We start from the raw sequence: 19,144 nt of genomic DNA on the forward strand, positions 1-19,144 counted from the left end.
TGCGGTGACAGCGCGGGCCGGGCGTGCTTCAAGGGCGAATGGCCAGCGAACTGACGATCACGCCCGCGCTGAGCGATGCGCTCACCATTCTCGGTGCGGCCGGGATCGTTATTCCCACCTTTGCCCGGTTCCGGATCAACCCCGTCATTGGGTTCATCCTGGTTGGAATCATCGCCGGCCCCTTCGGACTTGGTGCGCTAACCGGCCAATACCCTTGGCTGTCATGGGTTTCGATCACAGACCCTGAGGGCATTGCCCCGTTTGCCGAACTGGGTATCGTCCTGTTGCTGTTCTCAATCGGGCTAGAGCTGAGTTTCCGCCGGCTTATCGCGATGCGCCGGATGGTGTTCGGAATCGGCGCTGCGGAAATGCTGCTGACCGCGATGCTGATCGGCGCGTTCCTGATCGCTATCGATTGGCAGACGCAGAGCGCGCTTTGGCTTGCGCTGGCACTCGCGATGTCTTCCACCGCGCTTGTCCTGCCAATCTCCGGGACCAGGAGCCCGGTTGGCAGGGCCGCATTGGCGATGCTGCTGTTCGAGGACCTCGCGCTGGTCCCCATGTTGTTCCTGATCGGCGCGACCGGCAGCGCGGCGGCCGCAGAAACGACGACGCTCAGTCGCGTGGCCATCGAAGGTTCGTTGGTCATCCTCGCGATCCTGGTTCTCGGCCGGTTCGTGCTGCCCGGCCTATTCGCCCAGGCCGCCCGGTCGAAGAAGCCCGAACTGTTCCTGGCAATTTCCCTGCTCGTCGTGATCCTCGCGGCGGCGGCGACCGCCTCAGTCGGGCTATCGCCGATCATGGGCGCGTTGGTCGCGGGGCTTGTGATCGCCGAAACGGACTATCGCAGCGAAGTCGAGGTGGTAACAGAACCGTTCAAGGGACTGGCATTAGGCGTATTCCTGATCACGGTCGGCATGCGCATCGATGTCGGCGCCCTCATCAGCGACTGGCCAATGCTGCTAGGCGCGCTAGCGGCCGTGCTTGTCGTCAAGGCGCTGGTCACGGGCCTGCTTTTGCGGATGGTCGGGGCGCGCAGCGGCGTTGCGGCGGAGACCGGCGTGCTGATGGCCAGCCCGTCTGAAACCACGCTCATCGTCCTTGGCGCTGCGGGTGTTGCCGGCATCTTGCGCAGCGAAACAGTAGCATTCTGGTCAGCGGCAACCGCGATCGGCCTCACCATCACGCCATTGCTGGCCAGCCTTGGCCGGCGCATGGGCCGGCGCGTCGATCGCAGCGCGCTGACGGTTACCGATCTCGGCCCGACCGCGGGAATGACGATCATTTTCGGCTTCGGACGGGTCGGCAGGATGATTGCCGACATGTTGCAGGAACATAAGCGGCCGTATCTAGCGATCGACAGCGACATCGACGGTTTCACCGAATCAAGAAGTCAAGGATATTCCGTTGTTTACGGTGACATCTCGAGACAGGAACTGATCGAAAAATTGCACTTGGAGGAGGCCAAGGCCGTGGTCCTGACGATGGACGACCCGGTCCTTACCGCGCGGATTGCCAAGCGGCTGCGCGACGATCATCCCGAATTGCCGATCATTGCTCGCGCCCGCGATACCGATCATGCTGCCGCCCTTTATCGGGCCGGGGTAACAGACGCCGTACCCGAGGCGCTTGAAGCGTCGCTGCAATTGTCGGAAGCGGTGCTGGTCGATATCGGCGTCGCGATGGGGCCGGTGATCGCCTCGATCCATGAAAAGCGCAGCGTGCTGCGGGCCGAAATCATGGAAGCCGGCGACCTTGACGTCGAACCGACACTGGGCCGGCGCCGCCTGGACGCCGATCGAGCCACTTAGGCGGATACCGATTGCAGCGCGTCGCGCACAGCCTGCAGCGCTTCATCCGCCTTCGATCCGTCGGGTCCGCCTCCCTGCGCCATGTCCGGACGTCCGCCGCCGCCCTGCCCGCCTAGCGCCGCGACCGCGGCCCGCAGCAAGTCTACGGCATTTACGGTCCCGGCCAGGTCATTGGTGACCCCCACGGCAACGCTCGCGCGGCCGTCATTTACGGCGATAAGGGCAGCGATGCCGCTGCCGAGCTGCTGCTTCATTCCGTCGACTTCGCCGCGCAATCCCTTGGGATCGAGCCCTTCCACGACCTTACCGAGAAACGCATAACCCGCGACCTGCTCGGGGCCGGTCGCGGCCGACGAACCTCCGCCTCCCATCGCCAGCGCCTTCTTGGCGTCGGCCAGCTCGCGCTCGAGCCTGCGGCGTTCATCGACGAGGGCAGCGACGCGCGCCGGCACTTCGTCAGGCGACGCCTTGAGGCTGGACGCGGCATCGCGCAGCCGCTGGTCGCGAGCGTTGAGCCAGGCAAGGGCGCCCGCGCCGGTCAACGCCTCGATCCGCCGAACGCCCGACGATACTGCAGTTTCGCCGATGATCTTGAACAGGGCGATGTCCCCCGTCGCGTTAACATGCGTGCCGCCGCACAACTCGACCGAATAATGACGATCGCTGGCGCGCCCCATGCTGAGCACACGCACCTCGTCGCCATATTTTTCGCCGAATAACGCAAGCGCGCCGGACTCGACCGCTTCGTCCGGGGTCATCAGCCGGGTGAGCACTGGCTCGTTGGCCCGGATTTCTTCATTCACATCCGCTTCGACCTGCGCGATCTCCTCAAGGGTCAGTGCCTTGGGATGCGAAAAGTCGAACCGAAGCCGATCGGGGGCGACCAGGCTGCCTTTCTGGGTGACATGCCCGCCAAGGCGATTGCGCAGCGCCGCGTGGAGCAAATGGGTGGCGCTGTGGTTTGCGCGCGTCGCGGACCGCCGCTCGGCATCGACTTGCTGCTGGACAGTATCGCCGACTTTCAGCGAACCGGCGACAATGCGCGTCTTCAAGGCGTGGAGCCTGCCAAGGGGCTTGGAAGTATCCTCGACTTCCGCAGCAAGACCGTTGAGCGACGACAATGTGCCTGCATCGCCCACCTGGCCGCCGCTTTCGGCGTAGAAGGGCGTCTGGTTGAGCAGCACCGTCACCTCGTCGCCCGCGCTGGCCGTTTCGACCTTGGATCCGTCCTTAACGATCGCCAGGACGACGCCCTCGCCTTCATGGCCGGCATAGCCGGTGAACTCGGTGGAGCCATGCTGTTCGGCAAGGTCATACCAGAGCTCCTCGGACGCCTTGTCGCCCGAGCCCTTCCACGCCGCCCGCGCAGCGGCCTTCTGCTCGGCCATCGCTGCATCGAAACCGGCGCGGTCTACCGTCAGGCCCCGCGCCCGCAGCGCATCCTCGGTCAGGTCGTAGGGAAAACCAAAGGTGTCATAGAGTTTGAATGCAGTCTCTCCCGGCAGCGTTCCGCCGGCCGGCATGTCGCCCGTCGCCTCGTCGAGCAGCTTTAGGCCATTGGCGAGCGTCTGGCGGAACCTGGTTTCCTCCTGCAGCAGCGTCGCCTCGACCAGCGGCTGCGCGCGGATCAGTTCGGGATAGGCGCTCCCCATTTCCGCCACCAGCTCGGGCACCAGGCGATGCATCAGCGGTTCCTTGGCGCCGAGCAGGTGGGCGTGGCGCATGGCCCGGCGCATGATCCGACGCAGGACATAGCCACGGCCTTCGTTCGCCGGAAGAACACCATCGGCGACGAGGAAACCCGCGGCGCGCAGATGGTCGGCGATCACCCGGTGGGATGCCTGCTGTTCGCCCTCGGCGCGGGTCCTCGTCAGTTCCTCCGACGCCGCGATTAACGCCTTGAACGTGTCGGTGTCATAATTGTCGTGGACCCCCTGCATCACCGCGGCAATGCGTTCGAGGCCCATGCCGGTGTCGATCGACTTGTTCGGCAGTTCGCCGACGATTTCGTCGTTGGCCTGCTCGAACTGCATGAAAACAAGGTTCCATATCTCGACGAAGCGGTCGCCATCCTCGTCCGGGCTGCCGGGAGGACCGCCATGGATGTGGTCGCCATGGTCGAAGAATATCTCGGAACAGGGCCCACAAGGCCCGTCCGAACCCATTGCCCAGAAATTGTCCTTGGTCGGGATGCGGATGATCTTCCGGTCTTCGAAGCCGCTAATCTTCTTCCACAGATCGAAGGCTTCATCATCGGTGTGGTAAACCGTGACAGTCAGCCGTTCGGGGCTAAGCCCCCACTCCTTGGTCAGCAGCGACCAGGCGTGATGGATCGCCTGTTCCTTGAAATAGTCGCCGAAGGAAAAATTCCCGAGCATTTCAAAGAAGGTGTGATGGCGCGCCGTATATCCGACATTGTCGAGGTCGTTATGCTTACCCCCGGCGCGAACGCATTTCTGGCTGCTGCTGGCGGTCGAATAGGGTCGAGATTCAAGACCCGTGAATACATTCTTGAACGGCACCATACCGGCGTTGACGAACATCAGCGTCGGATCGTTGTGCGGGACCAACGGCGCCGATTGGACACGGGCATGTCCCTCCTTCTCGAAAAAATCGAGGAAACCGCGGCGGATGTCATTGGTCGATGTCATGCAGCGCCAAATATGGAAGTTGCTGCAATGCGGCAAGCCACGCGTTCAACCGGCGGGCGCAGGGTCCCAATCCCCCGCCAGACATGCCGCCATTCCGAACCGAGGGGAAAAGCCAAGCGCCTGCACGGCGAGGCGGCTGTCATAGACCCGGTCTATCGACTGCGGCACCGGCCATCCCGCGCTTTGCGCCGGACCGATCAGGTCGGGACAACGCTTGGCGATCACGTTCGGCGCGGCGGACAGCAGTTCGCTGCAGTCCTCCGGCTGGAACGGGGAGTTACCGCTGATCACATAAATGGCCGGGGCGCCCGAACGTCCCAGCGCCAGCGCGTGCGCCTGCGCGACGTCGCGCCGGTCTATCCCCCGGTAGAGCCGGTACCAGGCCATCGCAGCAGCAGGCTCCCGAAAGCAGCGCGACATGCGCAGGATGGTCGTCGTCATCGAACCTCCCGCCGAAGCAACCAGCGCCTCGGCGGCAAGCTTGGTCTCGTCATAAATGTCACGTGGTTGCGGCTGCAGGCTTTCATCGACCCAGACCGCCTGATTTCGCGCCTCGAGCGCATGACCGTAAAGCGAGGTCGTGCTCGTGTAGATGAAGTGCTCCGCTCCGCGATCGAGCGCGAAGTCGATCAAACCCCGGGTCGCGTCCACATTGATCTCGCGGAATGCCGTGTCCGACCGATGGCCGACATGCGGTGCATGAAGAGCCGCGCTGTGGACGACGGCGTCGATGCGGCCGATGCCTCGGCCCCATTCCGTCACGCTTCGGCAATCGCCGACAATATCCACCTTCGCTCCGGGAAGGATATCGATGCCGATAACGTCATGGTCGGCGGCCAGGCGCTGTGCAATTGCGCTGCCAACAAGGCCGGCTGCTCCGGTGACCAAAATCCGCATCGCCCGCTGGTTAAGACAGTCGGGCGCGGCCCTCAACCGGATTGGACAGCGGCGAGCCTCGCTCACCACTGTCCAAACTGTCACTGCAATCGGGGTCAGGCGTAGATCGGGATAGCCTGTTCGATGAGGCCATTGCGTGCATTGACCTCGTAAATCACGCCATCGTCATACCGAAACCAGCGGTCGGGCGAATCATAGTAGCGGTCGCGATAGGCGCTGGGCACATTGTAGATGTCATAGCCCAACGGCATTGGCTGCCCGACCGCGAACTGGTTGCCGGTCACCAGCGCCACCAGCGCCTGGATAAGCCGGGTGTCCGGATCGACCTGGTAAATGGCGCCGTTGGCGTAGCGGTAATCCCACGCCTGCGTGTCGCCGTAAAGGTCGCGGTAGCCATAGGGGACATTATAGTCCGGATAGGCAACCGGCCACGGGTCTCCGACCATATAGCTGTCGCCGTAGATCGGATAACTGGCCGAAATCCGCCGCGAATAAGGATCGACCTGGTAGATGTTGCCGTCGCCATAGCGATACCAGGCGTCCTGCGTATCGTAATAGCGGTCACGATACTGGAACGGCACATTATAGACGTCGTAGCTCGCAGGCAGCATCTGCCCGATCCCCAGGTTTTGCCCGGTAAGAAGCGCGGCAAGTCCCATGATCAGCTGCGACGTCGGATCGACCTGATAGATCGCCCCGCCGGCATGGCGGTAATAGGAGTCCGGCGTATCGTAATAGAGGCTCTGGTAGCCATAGGGCACGTAGCCGCTGCGATAAGCGTAAGGCATTGCCTGCCCAACGCCATAATATCCGCTGGACATGGTCCCTCCCAACAGCGGGATCAGCGCGGAGACGATGTCATTGTCGCGATCTATCCGATAGACATAGCCGTCATCATTGTAACGGTAATAATAATCGGGCGTGTCGACATAACGCGTCCGATAACTGAGCGGCATGTAACTGTCGTACCAGTTTCGATCGACCTGTTGGCCGACCAGCAAGGCTTGCACCACCGACGGCTTGCGATGCTGGCGAATTCGATCGCGTACGACATCGCGGTCCCACCGAATACGATCCGCGCGGCGGTCACCTAGCGCCTGCCAGCGGATTGCCTGTCTGTCATCGCGCGCAAAGTAGCGGTCGTCGCGCAGGATTCGGCGCTCGGCACGGTCGATGCGCTTGTCTGCCTTTCGAGCCTCGCGCTGCTGGCGCTCAAATCCCTTGCGCAGGTCGCGGTCGATCCGCTTGTCCGCCTTGCGAGCCTCGCGCTGCTGGTGCTCGAATCCCTTGCGGATGTCCCGGTCGATCCGGTTGTCCGCCTTGCGAACTTCGCGCTGCTGACGCTGCATTGCCTTGCGCATTTCCCGATCGAACCGTTCGGGACGCTCAGCCCGGCGAACCTGCTGGCGTTCGGCACGCTGGATTCGGCGATCCTTGCGCTGCTCGACGCGCTGGGGACGCTCAACACGGCGCTCCTGAACCCGCTGACTGCGGTCTACCCGGTCCGCACGCCGCTCCTTGCGGACTTCGGCGGGCCTGGCCTCGCGTGCTTCCTTACGCACCTGTTGGCGCTCGACGCGCTGCGGACGTTGACGCTCGACACGCTGCTGCCGTTCGGCTTTGCGCTCCGAGGCCGCTTCGCGCCCCTTGCCTTCGCCGCGATCCTTCGCGGCCGCCGGGGCCGTGACGGCCAGCGCGGCGGCACTCAGCATCCAAATCATCCGGGTCATAGAGACCTCCCATAAATTCTTTTCTGATCAACGGTATAAGATAGGGTTTGGATCCTGTTCCGACGCTGAACCCGGCGCCTTTGCCGCTCGGGCTGCCCCGTTTACTGCCCGAAACAACGGGAGATTTATCGCGCGTTCAGCTTCACGCCGACTTCGCCTCTCGACGACTCCCCGTCATTCTGGCTAGCAAGCCCCATGGCCAAATCTTCTCGCGCAACCATTCCGACCTATCGGCGCCGCAAAAAAGGGCGCGGCTTCTTCGGATGGCTAGTCCGGATTTTCTTCGGCGCGATCCTGCTCAGTGTCCTGTGGGTCCTGCTTTACCGCTTCGTGCCGCCGCCGTTGACGCTGACGATGGCCGGCGACCTCGTCTCGGGCCGGGGCGTGACCAAGGATTGGATGAGCCTTGATGAGATGGACCGCGACATGGTGCGAGCAGCCATCGCCGCAGAAGATGGCAAATTCTGCCAGCATGGAGGTTTTGACTGGGACGCGATCAGCGACGCGGCTCGGCGCAATGCCAGCGGCGGCCGAATCCGCGGAGGCTCGACGATCAGCCAGCAGACCGCCAAGAACGCCTTTCTCTGGCAGGGCGGCGGTTATCCGCGCAAAGTGGCGGAGGCATATTTCACTTTCCTCATCGAAAAACTGTGGGGGAAGCGCCGGATCATGGAGGTCTATCTCAACATCGCGGAGACCGGGATCGGCACGTACGGCACCAACGCCGCGTCAGAGCGCTACTTCGGCCATGACGCCAGCGCCATGAGCGCGACCGAGGCAGCGCGGATTGCCGCGGTCCTGCCACTCCCCAAGAAGCGCGGCGCGATCACTCCGCAGGGCTTCACCCGGCGCTACGGCAACACGATCAATGCCCGGATCGGCCAGGTCCGGCGCGACGGCCTCGATGCCTGCGTCTATCGCGGCGTCGCGGCACCGCGCGACAAGACGCCGCCGCCGAGCCGCCAGCGCGAGCTTCCGGGCACGGATTATGAAACGGCAACACCGCCGCCGCCCGAATCCTCTGTCGATGATCCGCCGATGGAAGGAACGTCGGACGACTTCGGTGCCGCCACCACACCGTCGGATGCGGAGCTAGCGCCTGACTTCGGCGCACCTTCGCAAGACACCCCTGCTTCGCAACCACCACCCGCCCAGGCGCCATCCTCCACGCAGCCGCCGCCGTCCCAGCCTCCCGGGGTCAGCTGACCAAGGCCAGCCTCGGCGGCTCCTGCGCGCTCAGCTCCACTGCCCCTTCGCCGAGGATCCGGCTGAGGCGAGCCGCCAGGTCCGCGTCCAGTGCGAAGTCACGACCAAGCGCTAATATCGCCTGGCGTCCTTCGCTGATCGACAGCACGGCACGGACCAAGCCCGTTCCGCCGCGTGCCTTTTCCAGTTCGCGGGCCACTTCGGCAATGCGCCCGGCATCGGCCAGGTGCAGCGTAAGCGCCAGGCGGGTCTTGCTGGCGAGACTGTCGAGGGACTGAAACCGCTTCACGGTCACGCGCGGCGTGTCATCCCCCGGCCGCCGGTCGAGTTCTACCGTCATCAACCCGCAGACGCCTGACTTGGCCGCGTCTTCCAGCGCCGCGGAGGGTTCCTCGTCGAAGGCGGTCGCCTCATATTGGCAGCTTGCGTCGGAAATTGTCGCCGTCAGGAAGCGGCGGCCTTTCGCCGAGACGCGCCAGCGCGCGCTCTCTACCAGGCCGGCGAGCATGGAACTGGATCGGCCGCCGTCCGCGGGTGCGGGAAGCGCCGCGACCTCGGCAAAGCTTCTGACCTTGTGGGCATTCAGCAGGTGGCGCTGGGCATCGACTGGATGGGCAGAAAAGAAGAAACCGAAAGCTTCACGCTCCGCCGCCATCCGTTCGGCCAGCGTCCACTGGACATCCTTCGGCAGCCGGATTGCGGTAGCCGACTCCTCGGATGGTCCGCCGAACAGGCCGTGCTGGCCGCTGGTCCGCTGGTCGTGGGCGGCCGAAGCGTGCGCCAGGATGATTTCCGCGCCGGCGTGGACGGTCGGCCGGTCCGGGTTCAGCTCATCGAACGCCCCCGCGGCTGCCAAGCTCTCCAATTGCCGACGATTGAGGATCTTGGGGTCAATCCGTGCGGCGAAATCGTCCAGGCTGCGATATGGCCCCTTGTCCTCCCGCTCCTTGACCAGCGACTCCATCGCCTTCTCGCCGACGCCCTTGAGCGCGCCCAAGGCATAGCGCACTGCTGTTGCCTCGCTCTGGACCTCGACCGAGAAGTCGGCCCGCGACGTGTTGACGTCGGGCGGCAGGCATTCGATCCCACTGCGCCGCATGTCCTCTGCAAACAGCGCCAGTTTGTCGGTCTGGGCCATGTCGTAGCTCATCGACGCAGCGAAAAACTCGGCTGGATGGTGCGCCTTCAGCCAGGCCGTGTGATAGGCAACGAGCGCATAGGCCGCGGCGTGGCTCTTGTTGAAGCCATAGCCCGCGAACTTGTCGATCAAGTCGAACAGTTCATTGGCCTTGGCAGCCGAGATCGCGTTTTTCGCGGCGCCCTCGACGAAGCGGGCGCGCTGCGCGTCCATCTCGCTCTGGATTTTCTTGCCCATCGCGCGTCGAAGCAGGTCGGCGTCGCCGAGACTGTAACCGGCTAGCACCTGCGCCGCTTCCATCACCTGTTCCTGGTAGACGAAAATGCCGTAGGTTTCCTTGAGCACTCCTTCGAGCATCGGGTGCGGATAGGCGATCGGAACGCGGCCATTCTTACGGTCGCCGAACAGGGGAATGTTGTCCATCGGGCCAGGCCGATAGAGTGAGACAAGCGCGATAATATCCCCGAAATTGGACGGCCTGACCTGCGCCAGCGTCCGCCGCATACCTTCGGATTCGAGCTGGAATACGCCGACCGTGTCGCCACGCTGCAGCAACTCATAAACCGCCGGGTCGTCCCACGGCAGCGCGGCATAATCGACCTCGATGCCTCGCTGGGCGAGCAGGCGCTGCCCTTCCTTCAGGACGGACAGGGTCTTGAGTCCGAGGAAGTCGAACTTCACCAGGCCGGCCCCCTCGACATATTTCATGTCGAACTGGGTCACCGGCATGTCCGATCGGGGATCGCGGTAAAGCGGGACCAGCTCGGCCAGCGGCCGGTCGCCGATCACCACGCCAGCGGCATGGGTCGAACTGTGGCGCGGCAGGCCCTCTAGCTTCATGGCCAGGTCGAACAGCCGCTTGACGTCGGAATCCGAACGATACTCCTTTTCCAGCTCCGACACGCCGTTGAGGCTTCGTTCGAGGGTCCAGGGATCCGTGGGGTGGTTTGGAACGAGCTTCGCCAGGCGATCGACCTGACCATAGCTCATCTGCAGCACGCGCCCGGTATCCTTCAGCACCGCGCGCGCCTTGAGGCGGCCGAATGTGATGATCTGCGCCACCCGGTCGCGCCCATATTTCGCCTGGACGTAGCTGATCACCTTGTCGCGGTGGGTTTCGCAAAAATCGATGTCGAAGTCGGGCATCGACACGCGTTCCGGATTGAGGAAGCGTTCGAACAGCAAGTTCAGTTCGATCGGGTCTAGGTCGGTAATGGTGAGCGCCCAGGCGACCGCGCTGCCTGCGCCCGATCCGCGGCCCGGACCGACCGGGATATCGTTGGCCTTGGCCCATTTGATAAAGTCGGCGACGATCAGGAAGTAGCCGGCGAAACCCATCCGGGTAATGACATCGAGCTCGAATTCGAGCCGTTCGCGATAACTTTGCTGGTCGGGTTCGGGCTTGCCGGCAATGCGCTGGTCAAGGCCGGCATGCGCCTCCCGCCGCAGGGTCTCGTCCTCGTCATCGCTGAGGCGCGGCAAAATTGGCCGCCGCTTCGGCGCTGCGACTGCACAGCGCCGGGCTACGACCGAGGTATTGGCGATCGCTTCGGGAAGGTCTGCGAACAACGCTTCCATCGCGGAGGCGGGCTTCAACCAAGCTTCGGCCGAGCTCGTCGACCGGTCATTGTTCTCGACATAGGTGGATCCGGCGATGCACAACATTGCGTCATGTGCCGCATGAAAGTGTGGCTCCGCATATTGGGCCGGATTGGTCGCTACGAGCGGAACCTCGAGGGCATAGGCAAGGTCGATCAGCGCAGCTTCAGCAGCTTGCTCGGCAACGTCGCCGCGGCGCGATACTTCGACATAGAGCCGGTCCGGGAACAAGGCATTGAGGCGCCGGGCATAGCCCGCAGCCTTGCTTGCTTGCCCATCGGCAAGCAGGCGCACGATGGCACCCTCGCTGCCTGCGGTGAGCGCGATCAACCCGTCCGTTGCGCCTTCAAGCGCAGCAAGCGCGACATGGGGCGCCTCGTGCGCCGGGCGGTCGAGGTGGGCCTGGCTGACCAGCCGGCAAAGATTTGCGTAGCCCTGTTCATCCTGCGCCAGCAGGACCAGCCAGTCGATCGCGCCCGACGGGCCGATGTCGGCTGGACGCGCCACTGCCAGCATGGCCCCAACCACCGGCTGAACGCCTGCTTCGATGCAGGCATCCCCGAACGGCATTGCGGCATAAAGGCCGTTGCGGTCGTTGATGGCAATGGCGGGAAATCCCAGCCGTGCCGCATGTTTGGCGATCGCCTTGGGCTCGATCGCCCCTTCCAGCATTGTGAAGGAGGAAAACACGCGGAGTGGGACATAGGGCGCGGACATCGTTGCCACTATGGCCAAGCGCTCATCAATTCTCCACCCGGCGAACAGGAATTATTCGGCGCTTATCGATCCTTGGGCCGATAGGTGAAATCGAAGCTGGTCGACCAGCTATGGCCATGGTCGGTGGACTGCTCGCCATGCTGGCGAACGGACCCGTCACTTCCTTGCGTGTAGGTCATGCGGATCAATGCATCCTTGCCGGGGCCGTTCACCCCTTTCCAATAGCCGAGTAGCACCATCCGGCCGTCGACGAACCCGCCGCTGAACTCGACCCGCGAATTCGCCGAGTCGACCCAGGTCTGATGCCAGCGGCCGTCGATAAAATTGTTGAGGCTGCCGCCCGGCGTTCCCGTGAGCGGCATCCAGTTTTCACGAATGACGCAGCCGCCATAAAGCTTCTCGATCAGGCTTTCGGCAACGACATTCATCTTGCCCGTCGGAGTGACGCTCCAGCGGCCTACCCAGAAGTCGAACTGGCGATGCTCGGGCGCGGTGCACGCCGCGGGCTGCGCGGCCTGCAGCAGGACCGGAAGTATCGCGGTGAACATGGGCATTCCTCCGAGGGACCGACATTCACGGTCAATTCTGCACTGCCCGCCTCGCTAGAGCAACGCCTCGATGTCCCCGGCGAGCCGCTCGGGCTTGGTTTGCGGGGCGTAGCGCGCGACGACCTTGCCCGACCGGTCGACCAGGAACTTGGTGAAATTCCACTTGATCGCCTTGCTCCCAAGCAAGCCCGGCGCCTCGTCTTTCAAATGGCGGTAGAGCGGCGCCGCATTGTCACCATTGACATCAATCTTGCCATAAACCGGGAAGCTGACGTCGTATGTGAGCTTGCAGAAATTGGCGATCTCGTCGGCATTGCCCGGTTCCTGCTCGCCGAACTGGTTGCAGGGAAATCCGACGACGGTGAAGCCCTGCGGCCCATAGCGGCGCTGCAGCGCTTCCAATCCAGCATATTGCGGCGTGAAGCCGCACTTGGACGCGACGTTCACGACCAGCAAGACCTTGCCGGAATGGGCCGATAGGTCGGCCCTGCTGCCGTCGGCCGTAACAATGGGGATTTGCGTGACTGGCGTCACGTCAGCACGCCTTCGTGCAGGCGTACAATTCGGTCCATCTTTGCCGCCAGCCGCTCGTTATGCGTTGCCACCAGGGCCGCGCTGCCCTCACCGCGGACGAGCGACAGGAATTCACCGAGCACCCGGTCAGCAGTCGCCTCGTCCAGATTTCCGGTGGGTTCATCGGCAAGGACCAGTGGCGGGCGGTTCGCCAGGGCCCGCGCGACGGCAACCCGCTGCTGTTCGCCGCCTGACAGTTTGGACGGACGGTGGTCCAGTCGCGCGGCGAGTCCAAGCTTGGTCAGCAGCGCCTCGGCGCGTTCCCGTGCAGCGGCCGGATCCGCGCCGTGAATGATCTGCGGCAGCAACACATTTTCCAGCGCGTCGAAATCCGGCAGCAGATGATGGAATTGATAGACGAAACCCAGCGCGTCGCGGCGCAGCTCCGTCCGGCCGTCGTCATCGAGGCTCGCGGCCTCCCTACCGGCGATACGGATCGAACCTTCAAATCCGCCCTCGAGCAGCCCGACCGCCTGCAACAGCGTCGACTTGCCCGACCCGGAGGGTCCAAGGAGCGCGACGATTTCGCCCGGCTGGACGTCAAGATCGACCCCGCGCAGCACCTCGATGGTGACGTCGCCCTGCGTGAACTTGCGGCAGAGCCCACGCGTCTGGAGGACCGCCTCACTCATAGCGGAGCACCTGCACCGGGTCGGTCGCGGCAGCGCCGCGGGCCGGGAATAGCGTGGCGAAATAGGTCAGGACCAGCGTGACCGCGACAATAGCCGCGACCTCTAATGGGTCGGTCCGTGATGGCAGTTCGGTCAGGAAACGCACCGACGGATCCCACAGATTCTGGCCGGTAAGCAGTTGGATGACATTGACGACGCCTTGGCGGAAGAAGAGGAAAATTGCACCCAGCGCCAGGCCGATGACGATACCGAACGTCCCGATCGTCAGGCCGACGGTCATGAAGATCTTGAGCATCGAGCCGCGGCTCGCACCCATGGTCCGCAGGATGGCGATGTCGCGGGTCTTGGCGCGAACCAGCATGATCAGCGACGAGGCTATGTTGAACGCAGCAACAAGGATGATGATGCACAGCACGACGAACATAGCGACGCGCTCGATCTCCAGCGCTTCGAACAGGGCGGAATTCATCTGCCTCCAGTCGACGATCACGCCCTTGCCGTTCACCAGCGGCTGCAGCGGGGCAAGGATTTCCCGGACATTGTCGGGATCGTCGGTCTGGACCTCGACCATCCCCACCAGGTCACCGAGCATCAGCAGGGTCTGGGCATCCTCCATCGGCATGATGACGAACGCCTTGTCATATTCGAAGATGCCAACCTCGAACACGGCGCCGACCTCATAGGTGACGATGCGCGGGACGGTGCCCACCGGGGTGGCCCGCCCCTCCGGACTGATCAGTGAAATTTCGCTGCCGGGGAACGCACCCAGCGTTTCAGCAAGCCGAACGCCGATCGCCACCCGGTTGCTTCCCGGCGTGATATTCTTGAGGTCGCCGGACAAAACTTTTCCGTTAAGCACTGGATTTGAACGAATATCTTCGATCCTATTGCCGCGAACCAGGACTCCTTCGACGCGCCCGTTGGCGGACGCCATCAGCGGCTGTTCGATCAGCGGGGTCGCCGACTGGATGCCCGGCGTTTTGCGCGCGCGCTCGGCGATCTGCTCCCAGTCCGCCAGCCGGCCGTCGTAACCCTGGATGATCGCGTGGCCGTTTAGGCCGCTGATCTTTTCGAACAGTTCGGCACGAAAGCCGTTCATCACGCTCATCACGATGATCAGCGCCGCAACGCCAAGCGCCACCGCGCCGACCGAGAATCCGGCGACAACGAAGATGAAGCGCTCGCCCTTGACCGGGACGAGGTAGCGCTTCGCGATCATTTTCTCATGGGCGTTGAGGATCATGCGGTGAGGCGCCCAATGGCGGAATCGATGGAAAGTTCCGAACGCTCCCCGGTGCGGCGGTTCTTGAGCTCGACGACGCCGTTGGCAAGGCCGCGCGGACCGACGATCAACTGCCATGGCAGGCCGATCAGGTCCATCGACCCGAGTTTCACCCCGCCCCGCTCGTCGCGGTCGTCGTAAAGCACCTCGACCCCCGCGGCCGTGAGCTTGGTGTAAATGTCGTCGGCTGCCGCAATCGACGCCGGGTCGTCGCCGCGCATCGTCACCAGCCCGACTTGCCAGGGGGCTACTGCCTTCGGCCAGACGATTCCCTTGTCATCATGGCTCGCCTCGATGATCGCACCGACCAGCCGCGACACGCCGATGCCGTAACTGCCCATCTCGGGGGTCACCATCGCCCCGTCCTGCCCCGATACCTTAAGGCCCATCGACGCGGAATATTTGGTGCCGAAGTAGAAGATATGCCCGACCTCGATGCCGCGGCCCTGCCGCTTGCGGTCGGCGGGAACCTCGGCCCAGCGGGACTGATCATGGGTTTCGTCGGTAGCTGAATAGGTTGAGCTGACCTTATCGAACAGCGCCTTCAATCCGTTGGCATCGTCATAGCGAAGTTCGGCCTGCGCCCAGTCGAATTCTTCGAACGCCGCGTCGTAGAACACCTCGCTTTCGCCGGTCGGCGCGAGAACGATGAACTCATGACTAAGGTCGCCGCCGATCGGCCCGCTTGCTGCCTTCATCGGGACGGCGCGAATGCCCATGCGCTGAAACGTCCGCAGATAGGCGAGCAGTTGCGTATAATAGCTGAGCCGGGCACCGGCCTCGTCGAGGTCGAAGCTGTAGGCGTCCTTCATCAGGAATTCGCGCCCGCGCATCACGCCGAAACGCGGGCGGACCTCGTCGCGAAATTTCCACTGGATGTGGTAGAGAGTTCGCGGCAGGTCGCGATAGCTTTTGACATCATCGCGGAAAATGGCCGTCAGCATCTCCTCGTTGGTCGGACCGTAGAGCATGTCGCGGTCATGCCGGTCCTTGATGCGCAACATTTCAGGACCATAGGCGTCATAGCGACCCGACTGGCGCCACAGGTCCGCCGACTGGATAGTCGGCATCAGCATTTCCACCGCCCCGGCGCGATCCTGCTCCTCGCGGACGATCTGCGCGATTTTCTGAAGCACCCTCCAGCCGATCGGCAGCCAGGCATAGATGCCGGCGGCGGTCTGCCGGACCAGCCCGGCCTGCAGCATCAGCTTGTGGCTAACGATCTGGGCGTCCGAGGGACTTTCCTTGAGGACGGGAAGGAAACAGCGGGAAAGGCGCAACTCTAAGGTTCCTCGTTCGGACGGGGGATGGTGGGGCTGTCCTAGTGAGCGGCCGGGACGAAGGCAACGGCGGGCCGAATGTTGCACGATTGGCACAGTTTGATCCGGAATGTGTCCTTCCTGCGCCTTTCGGCGTGACAAACGTCGAATATGGCGCGTAGGTCTGCGCTTCCGGATCGAAAGCGCCTGCGCTGAGGTCCGGGGAGGATGTATCGGCGCAAGTCAGGGGTCGCCGGCGCATTTCAAAACTCCAAGGGGGCTGACGAGCAATCGTCACGCAAGGACGCCCGGGCTGCAAGGCCCGGGCGTTTTGCGTTTCGGGCAATCACGTGCATCAATCGCCGTTCACAGGAGGACGCGCATGGGCACGGCGGGCTGGATGGCGGAAGCGGCCAGGCTTCTGGAATGGATCGGAGTGGGTGTCATAGTCGGCGGCGCGGCACTTGCGACGCTTCTGTTCCTGCGCGACCTGCGCGGCAAGGACCGGCGCGCCGCCTATGGATGCTACCGGGCCAACCTCGGCCGCGGGATCCTTCTCGGGCTGGAATTTCTCGTCGGTGCCGACATCATAGCGACCGTCACCGCGCCCCTGACGGTGGAAAGTGTCAGCCTGCTCGGACTGATCGTCCTTATCCGCACCCTGCTCAGCTTCAGCCTGGAGATAGAAATCGAGGGCGTCGCTCCATGGCGACGGCAGGAAACCGCCGCCGGAGACGATTCCCGCTAGGCCCGCTCGCCTCCGCTCGCTGCGTTGCGATGCTTTCGCGGCATAGACAACGTAAAGCGCGTCTCGGCGATGGTGGACGACACGGTCACCTCGCCGCCATGGGCGACCGCGATCTCATGCGCGATAAACAGTCCCAGGCCCAAGCCCTTTTCGCGATCGGAAACCCGTCCGCGCTCGAACGGCTGGAACAGCTTCGCCAGCGCAGGTTCGGGTATCGGATCCCCGCTATTGGCTACGGAAAGGTGGAAAAGCTCGCCGTCGATCGCGGCTTCAAGGACGATCGGTTGGCTTCGGTCGCCATATTTGACCGCGTTCGAAAGGAGGTTGGATGTCAGCTGGCCGATGCGGGCCGGATCGCACTGCACCGAACCCAGGTCGCCACAGTTGAAGACCAGTTCGACATCGGGCGCGATCGCCTTGATCTCATGGACTACCTGGCTCAGCACCTCGGCCAGCTTGCCCTCCGCCGAATAGTCCAGCTGGATGCCCTTCCCCAGCCGGCCCATCGCGAAATCGAGCACGTCGTCGATCAGCGCGTTGGCGCGCGACAGGCTTGCTCGCATCTCACGAACGATCATCGCCCCGCGCTCGTCGAGGACGGCTTGCCTTTCCAGCATTTGCGTGCCCGCCAGGATGGCCGCCAGCGGATTGCGCAGGTCGTGGCCAAGCACGGCGATGAACTGGTCCCTAAGCTCAAGCTGGCCATGCTCAAGGTTGAACCGTTCCTCGGCCCTCACCTTCGCCTCGATCAGCGAGCGTTCGAAGGTTCGGCGCTCAATTGCCTTGAACAGCGTAAGCCGCGTGAAAAGATGCTCGCCAGACGGTCCCCGCTTTTCCTTCGCATTGCCGAAAACAGGCAGCTTCTCCCCGTCGCCGAGCTGCAGGTCGAAGGCGATCTCCTGCGCCTCCCCTTGCAAGCGCAACATGGGTGCAAGGTGCGTTTCGAACGCGATCTTTCCGCCAAAGGACAAAATTTCGTGGATCGACTTGCCCACCAGCTCCTGGTGCGAACATTGCAGCCAATCGGTCAACGTACGGTTGACCTTGGCGATCCGCGCGTCGGCGGTGATCGACACATAGCCGCAAGGTGCCTCTTCGTAGAGGTCCGCCAAATCTTCAGCTGGAGGGTTCAAGAAAATCACGTATAGCCTTGGTTACTTCACCCGGAGCGCTGAGATTGGGACAATGTCCGGTGGCGTCGAGCAGCTTATATTCGCTGTCGCCGAGGTTGGCGTGGACATATTCGCCGACCGATTCCGGCGCGATTATGTCCCGCTGGCATTGCAGGACCAGCGTCCTCGCCTTGATCTTGGGAAGATCGCCCCGGTTGTCGGAATAGAATGTTACTCGGGCGAATTGCCGGGCGATGTCCGGGTCGGTCGAGCAGAATGAGCTGGTCAGCCGCTCGCCCAGTTCCGGCCGGTCTTCATTGCCCATGATCTGCGGCGCCATCGCCGCGGACCAGCCAAGATGATTTTCTTCCAGAAAGGTTAGCAGCTCCTCGATCTGCGTTCCCGAAAAGCCGCCGACATAGCCGTCGTCGTCGATGTAGCGCGGCGAAGGCCCGACCATCACGATCTCGCTGAACATGTCGGGCCGCGCGATCGAAGCCAGCGCACCGATCATCGCGCTGACCGAATGGCCGATCACAACCGCATCGCGCAATTCCAGGGCCTCGCCAATTTCGACAAGGTCCTGGGCATAGCCGTCGAGCGAGGAATATTTCGCCGGGTCATAGGCGGAAAGGTCGGAGCGCCCCGCCCCCACGTGATCGAACAGGACGACGCGATAGTCGTCCTCGAATTGCGTGGCGACGTCCCGCCACATATTCTTGTCGCATCCGAACCCATGGGCAAACACGAGCGAACGCTTCCCACTGCCATGCAGCGAGACATTGTTCCGTGCCAGGATGCGTTCCCCCATGGCCCCGCTTCTATTGCCCGGGCCGGAATATGCAAATGATGGAAATATTTAGCGCAGCCCGCGACGCGCGCCACAGCTGAGGATCACGGATCGGTCACTCAGCTTCGCAGGAGCCGCTCCAGGAGCAAAGACTGAAAATCGCGACTGCCGTGAGCGACGACCATGATGAAGACGCTTGTCTCCATCACTCGGTAGATGATGCGATACGGCTTGAACTGCTTTTGGCGAATATCCTTGATGCCCAGCGCCTCAAGCTCCGGCGGCACCGAGCCTCGATCGGGGAATGTCTCCAGCAGGCCGATGGCGTCGTTAAAATTGTCGAGCCACTCATCGATAGCGTCCGGCCCGCGTTGCTGCTCGAGGTAGGTGCAAATGCTGTCCAAATCGCGCTCGGCGCCTGCCGTCAGCGCCACATCGTAACGCGCCATTG

Annotated in this window: 14 protein-coding genes and 1 pseudogene; 3 read left to right on the top strand and 12 right to left on the bottom strand. The window is 63.2% G+C overall.

Annotated features, from left to right (window positions below):
* Positions 1-38: 38 nt before the first annotated feature.
* Positions 39-1,811 (top strand): cation:proton antiporter domain-containing protein, encoded by a 1,773-nt coding sequence (locus tag FMM02_RS00840; protein ID WP_147493097.1) that lies wholly within the window; start codon positions 39-41, stop codon positions 1,809-1,811.
* Here the strand turns inward: FMM02_RS00840 and alaS are convergent.
* The 3 genes from alaS to FMM02_RS00855 form a co-directional block, all read right to left on the bottom strand.
* Complete coding sequence (gene alaS / locus FMM02_RS00845; protein WP_147493098.1) at positions 1,808-4,462, bottom strand: alanine--tRNA ligase; 2,655 nt, start codon at positions 4,460-4,462, stop codon at positions 1,808-1,810. The genes FMM02_RS00840 and alaS overlap by 4 nt on opposite strands.
* A gap of 45 nt (positions 4,463-4,507) precedes the next feature.
* Positions 4,508-5,359, bottom strand: a complete 852-nt coding sequence (locus FMM02_RS00850; RefSeq protein ID WP_147493099.1) for an NAD-dependent epimerase/dehydratase family protein — start codon at positions 5,357-5,359, stop codon at positions 4,508-4,510.
* Positions 5,360-5,454: 95 nt separating this feature from the next.
* Positions 5,455-7,089 (bottom strand): hypothetical protein, encoded by a 1,635-nt coding sequence (locus tag FMM02_RS00855; RefSeq protein ID WP_147493100.1) that lies wholly within the window; start codon positions 7,087-7,089, stop codon positions 5,455-5,457.
* Positions 7,090-7,284: 195 nt separating this feature from the next.
* On the opposite strand from FMM02_RS00855, the pseudogene mtgA reads away from it, so the two are divergent.
* A pseudogene (gene mtgA / locus FMM02_RS00860) lies at positions 7,285-8,004 on the top strand (monofunctional biosynthetic peptidoglycan transglycosylase); the annotation flags it as partial.
* Between the two features lie 283 nt (positions 8,005-8,287).
* Here mtgA and dnaE read toward each other — a convergent pair.
* The 6 genes from dnaE to proS all read right to left on the bottom strand — a co-directional run bounded on the left by dnaE (position 8,288) and on the right by proS (position 16,064).
* Positions 8,288-11,749: a DNA polymerase III subunit alpha gene (gene dnaE / locus FMM02_RS00865; protein WP_147494912.1), complete on the bottom strand. Its 3,462-nt coding sequence runs from the start codon at positions 11,747-11,749 to the stop codon at positions 8,288-8,290.
* 62 nt (positions 11,750-11,811) lie between these two features.
* Positions 11,812-12,297 carry a hypothetical protein gene (locus FMM02_RS00870; RefSeq protein WP_147493102.1) on the bottom strand — a complete coding sequence of 162 codons (486 nt, stop codon included), beginning with the start codon at positions 12,295-12,297 and terminating at the stop codon, positions 11,812-11,814.
* A gap of 54 nt (positions 12,298-12,351) precedes the next feature.
* On the bottom strand, positions 12,352-12,831 hold the full coding sequence (locus tag FMM02_RS00875; RefSeq protein ID WP_147493103.1) for a glutathione peroxidase: 480 nt from the start codon (positions 12,829-12,831) through the stop codon (positions 12,352-12,354).
* Positions 12,828-13,502, bottom strand: coding sequence for an ABC transporter ATP-binding protein (locus FMM02_RS00880; RefSeq protein ID WP_147493104.1), 675 nt, complete (start codon positions 13,500-13,502; stop codon positions 12,828-12,830). The genes FMM02_RS00875 and FMM02_RS00880 overlap by 4 nt, the downstream gene beginning before the upstream one ends.
* Complete coding sequence (locus FMM02_RS00885; protein ID WP_147493105.1) at positions 13,495-14,745, bottom strand: lipoprotein-releasing ABC transporter permease subunit; 1,251 nt, start codon at positions 14,743-14,745, stop codon at positions 13,495-13,497. The genes FMM02_RS00880 and FMM02_RS00885 overlap by 8 nt, the downstream gene beginning before the upstream one ends.
* Positions 14,742-16,064, bottom strand: coding sequence for a proline--tRNA ligase (proS, locus tag FMM02_RS00890; protein ID WP_147493106.1), 1,323 nt, complete (start codon positions 16,062-16,064; stop codon positions 14,742-14,744). The genes FMM02_RS00885 and proS overlap by 4 nt, the downstream gene beginning before the upstream one ends.
* 361 nt (positions 16,065-16,425) lie before the next feature.
* Here proS and FMM02_RS00895 point away from each other — a divergent pair, with 361 nt between their 5' ends.
* A complete protein-coding gene (locus tag FMM02_RS00895; RefSeq protein WP_147493107.1) occupies positions 16,426-16,791 on the top strand; it encodes a DUF1622 domain-containing protein in 366 nt (121 codons plus the stop codon).
* Here FMM02_RS00895 and FMM02_RS00900 read toward each other — a convergent pair.
* From FMM02_RS00900 to FMM02_RS00910, 3 genes are all read right to left on the bottom strand, one after another.
* Complete coding sequence (locus tag FMM02_RS00900; RefSeq protein ID WP_246104791.1) at positions 16,788-17,903, bottom strand: PAS domain-containing sensor histidine kinase; 1,116 nt, start codon at positions 17,901-17,903, stop codon at positions 16,788-16,790. The genes FMM02_RS00895 and FMM02_RS00900 overlap by 4 nt on opposite strands.
* 4 nt (positions 17,904-17,907) lie before the next feature.
* Positions 17,908-18,714, bottom strand: coding sequence for an alpha/beta fold hydrolase (locus FMM02_RS00905; RefSeq protein WP_147493108.1), 807 nt, complete (start codon positions 18,712-18,714; stop codon positions 17,908-17,910).
* 98 nt (positions 18,715-18,812) lie between these two features.
* A complete protein-coding gene (locus FMM02_RS00910; RefSeq protein ID WP_147493109.1) occupies positions 18,813-19,142 on the bottom strand; it encodes a type II toxin-antitoxin system RelE/ParE family toxin in 330 nt (109 codons plus the stop codon).
* Positions 19,143-19,144 lie beyond the last annotated feature (2 nt).

This window comes from Sphingomonas xanthus (assembly GCF_007998985.1).
GTDB lineage: Bacteria > Pseudomonadota > Alphaproteobacteria > Sphingomonadales > Sphingomonadaceae > Sphingomicrobium > Sphingomicrobium xanthum.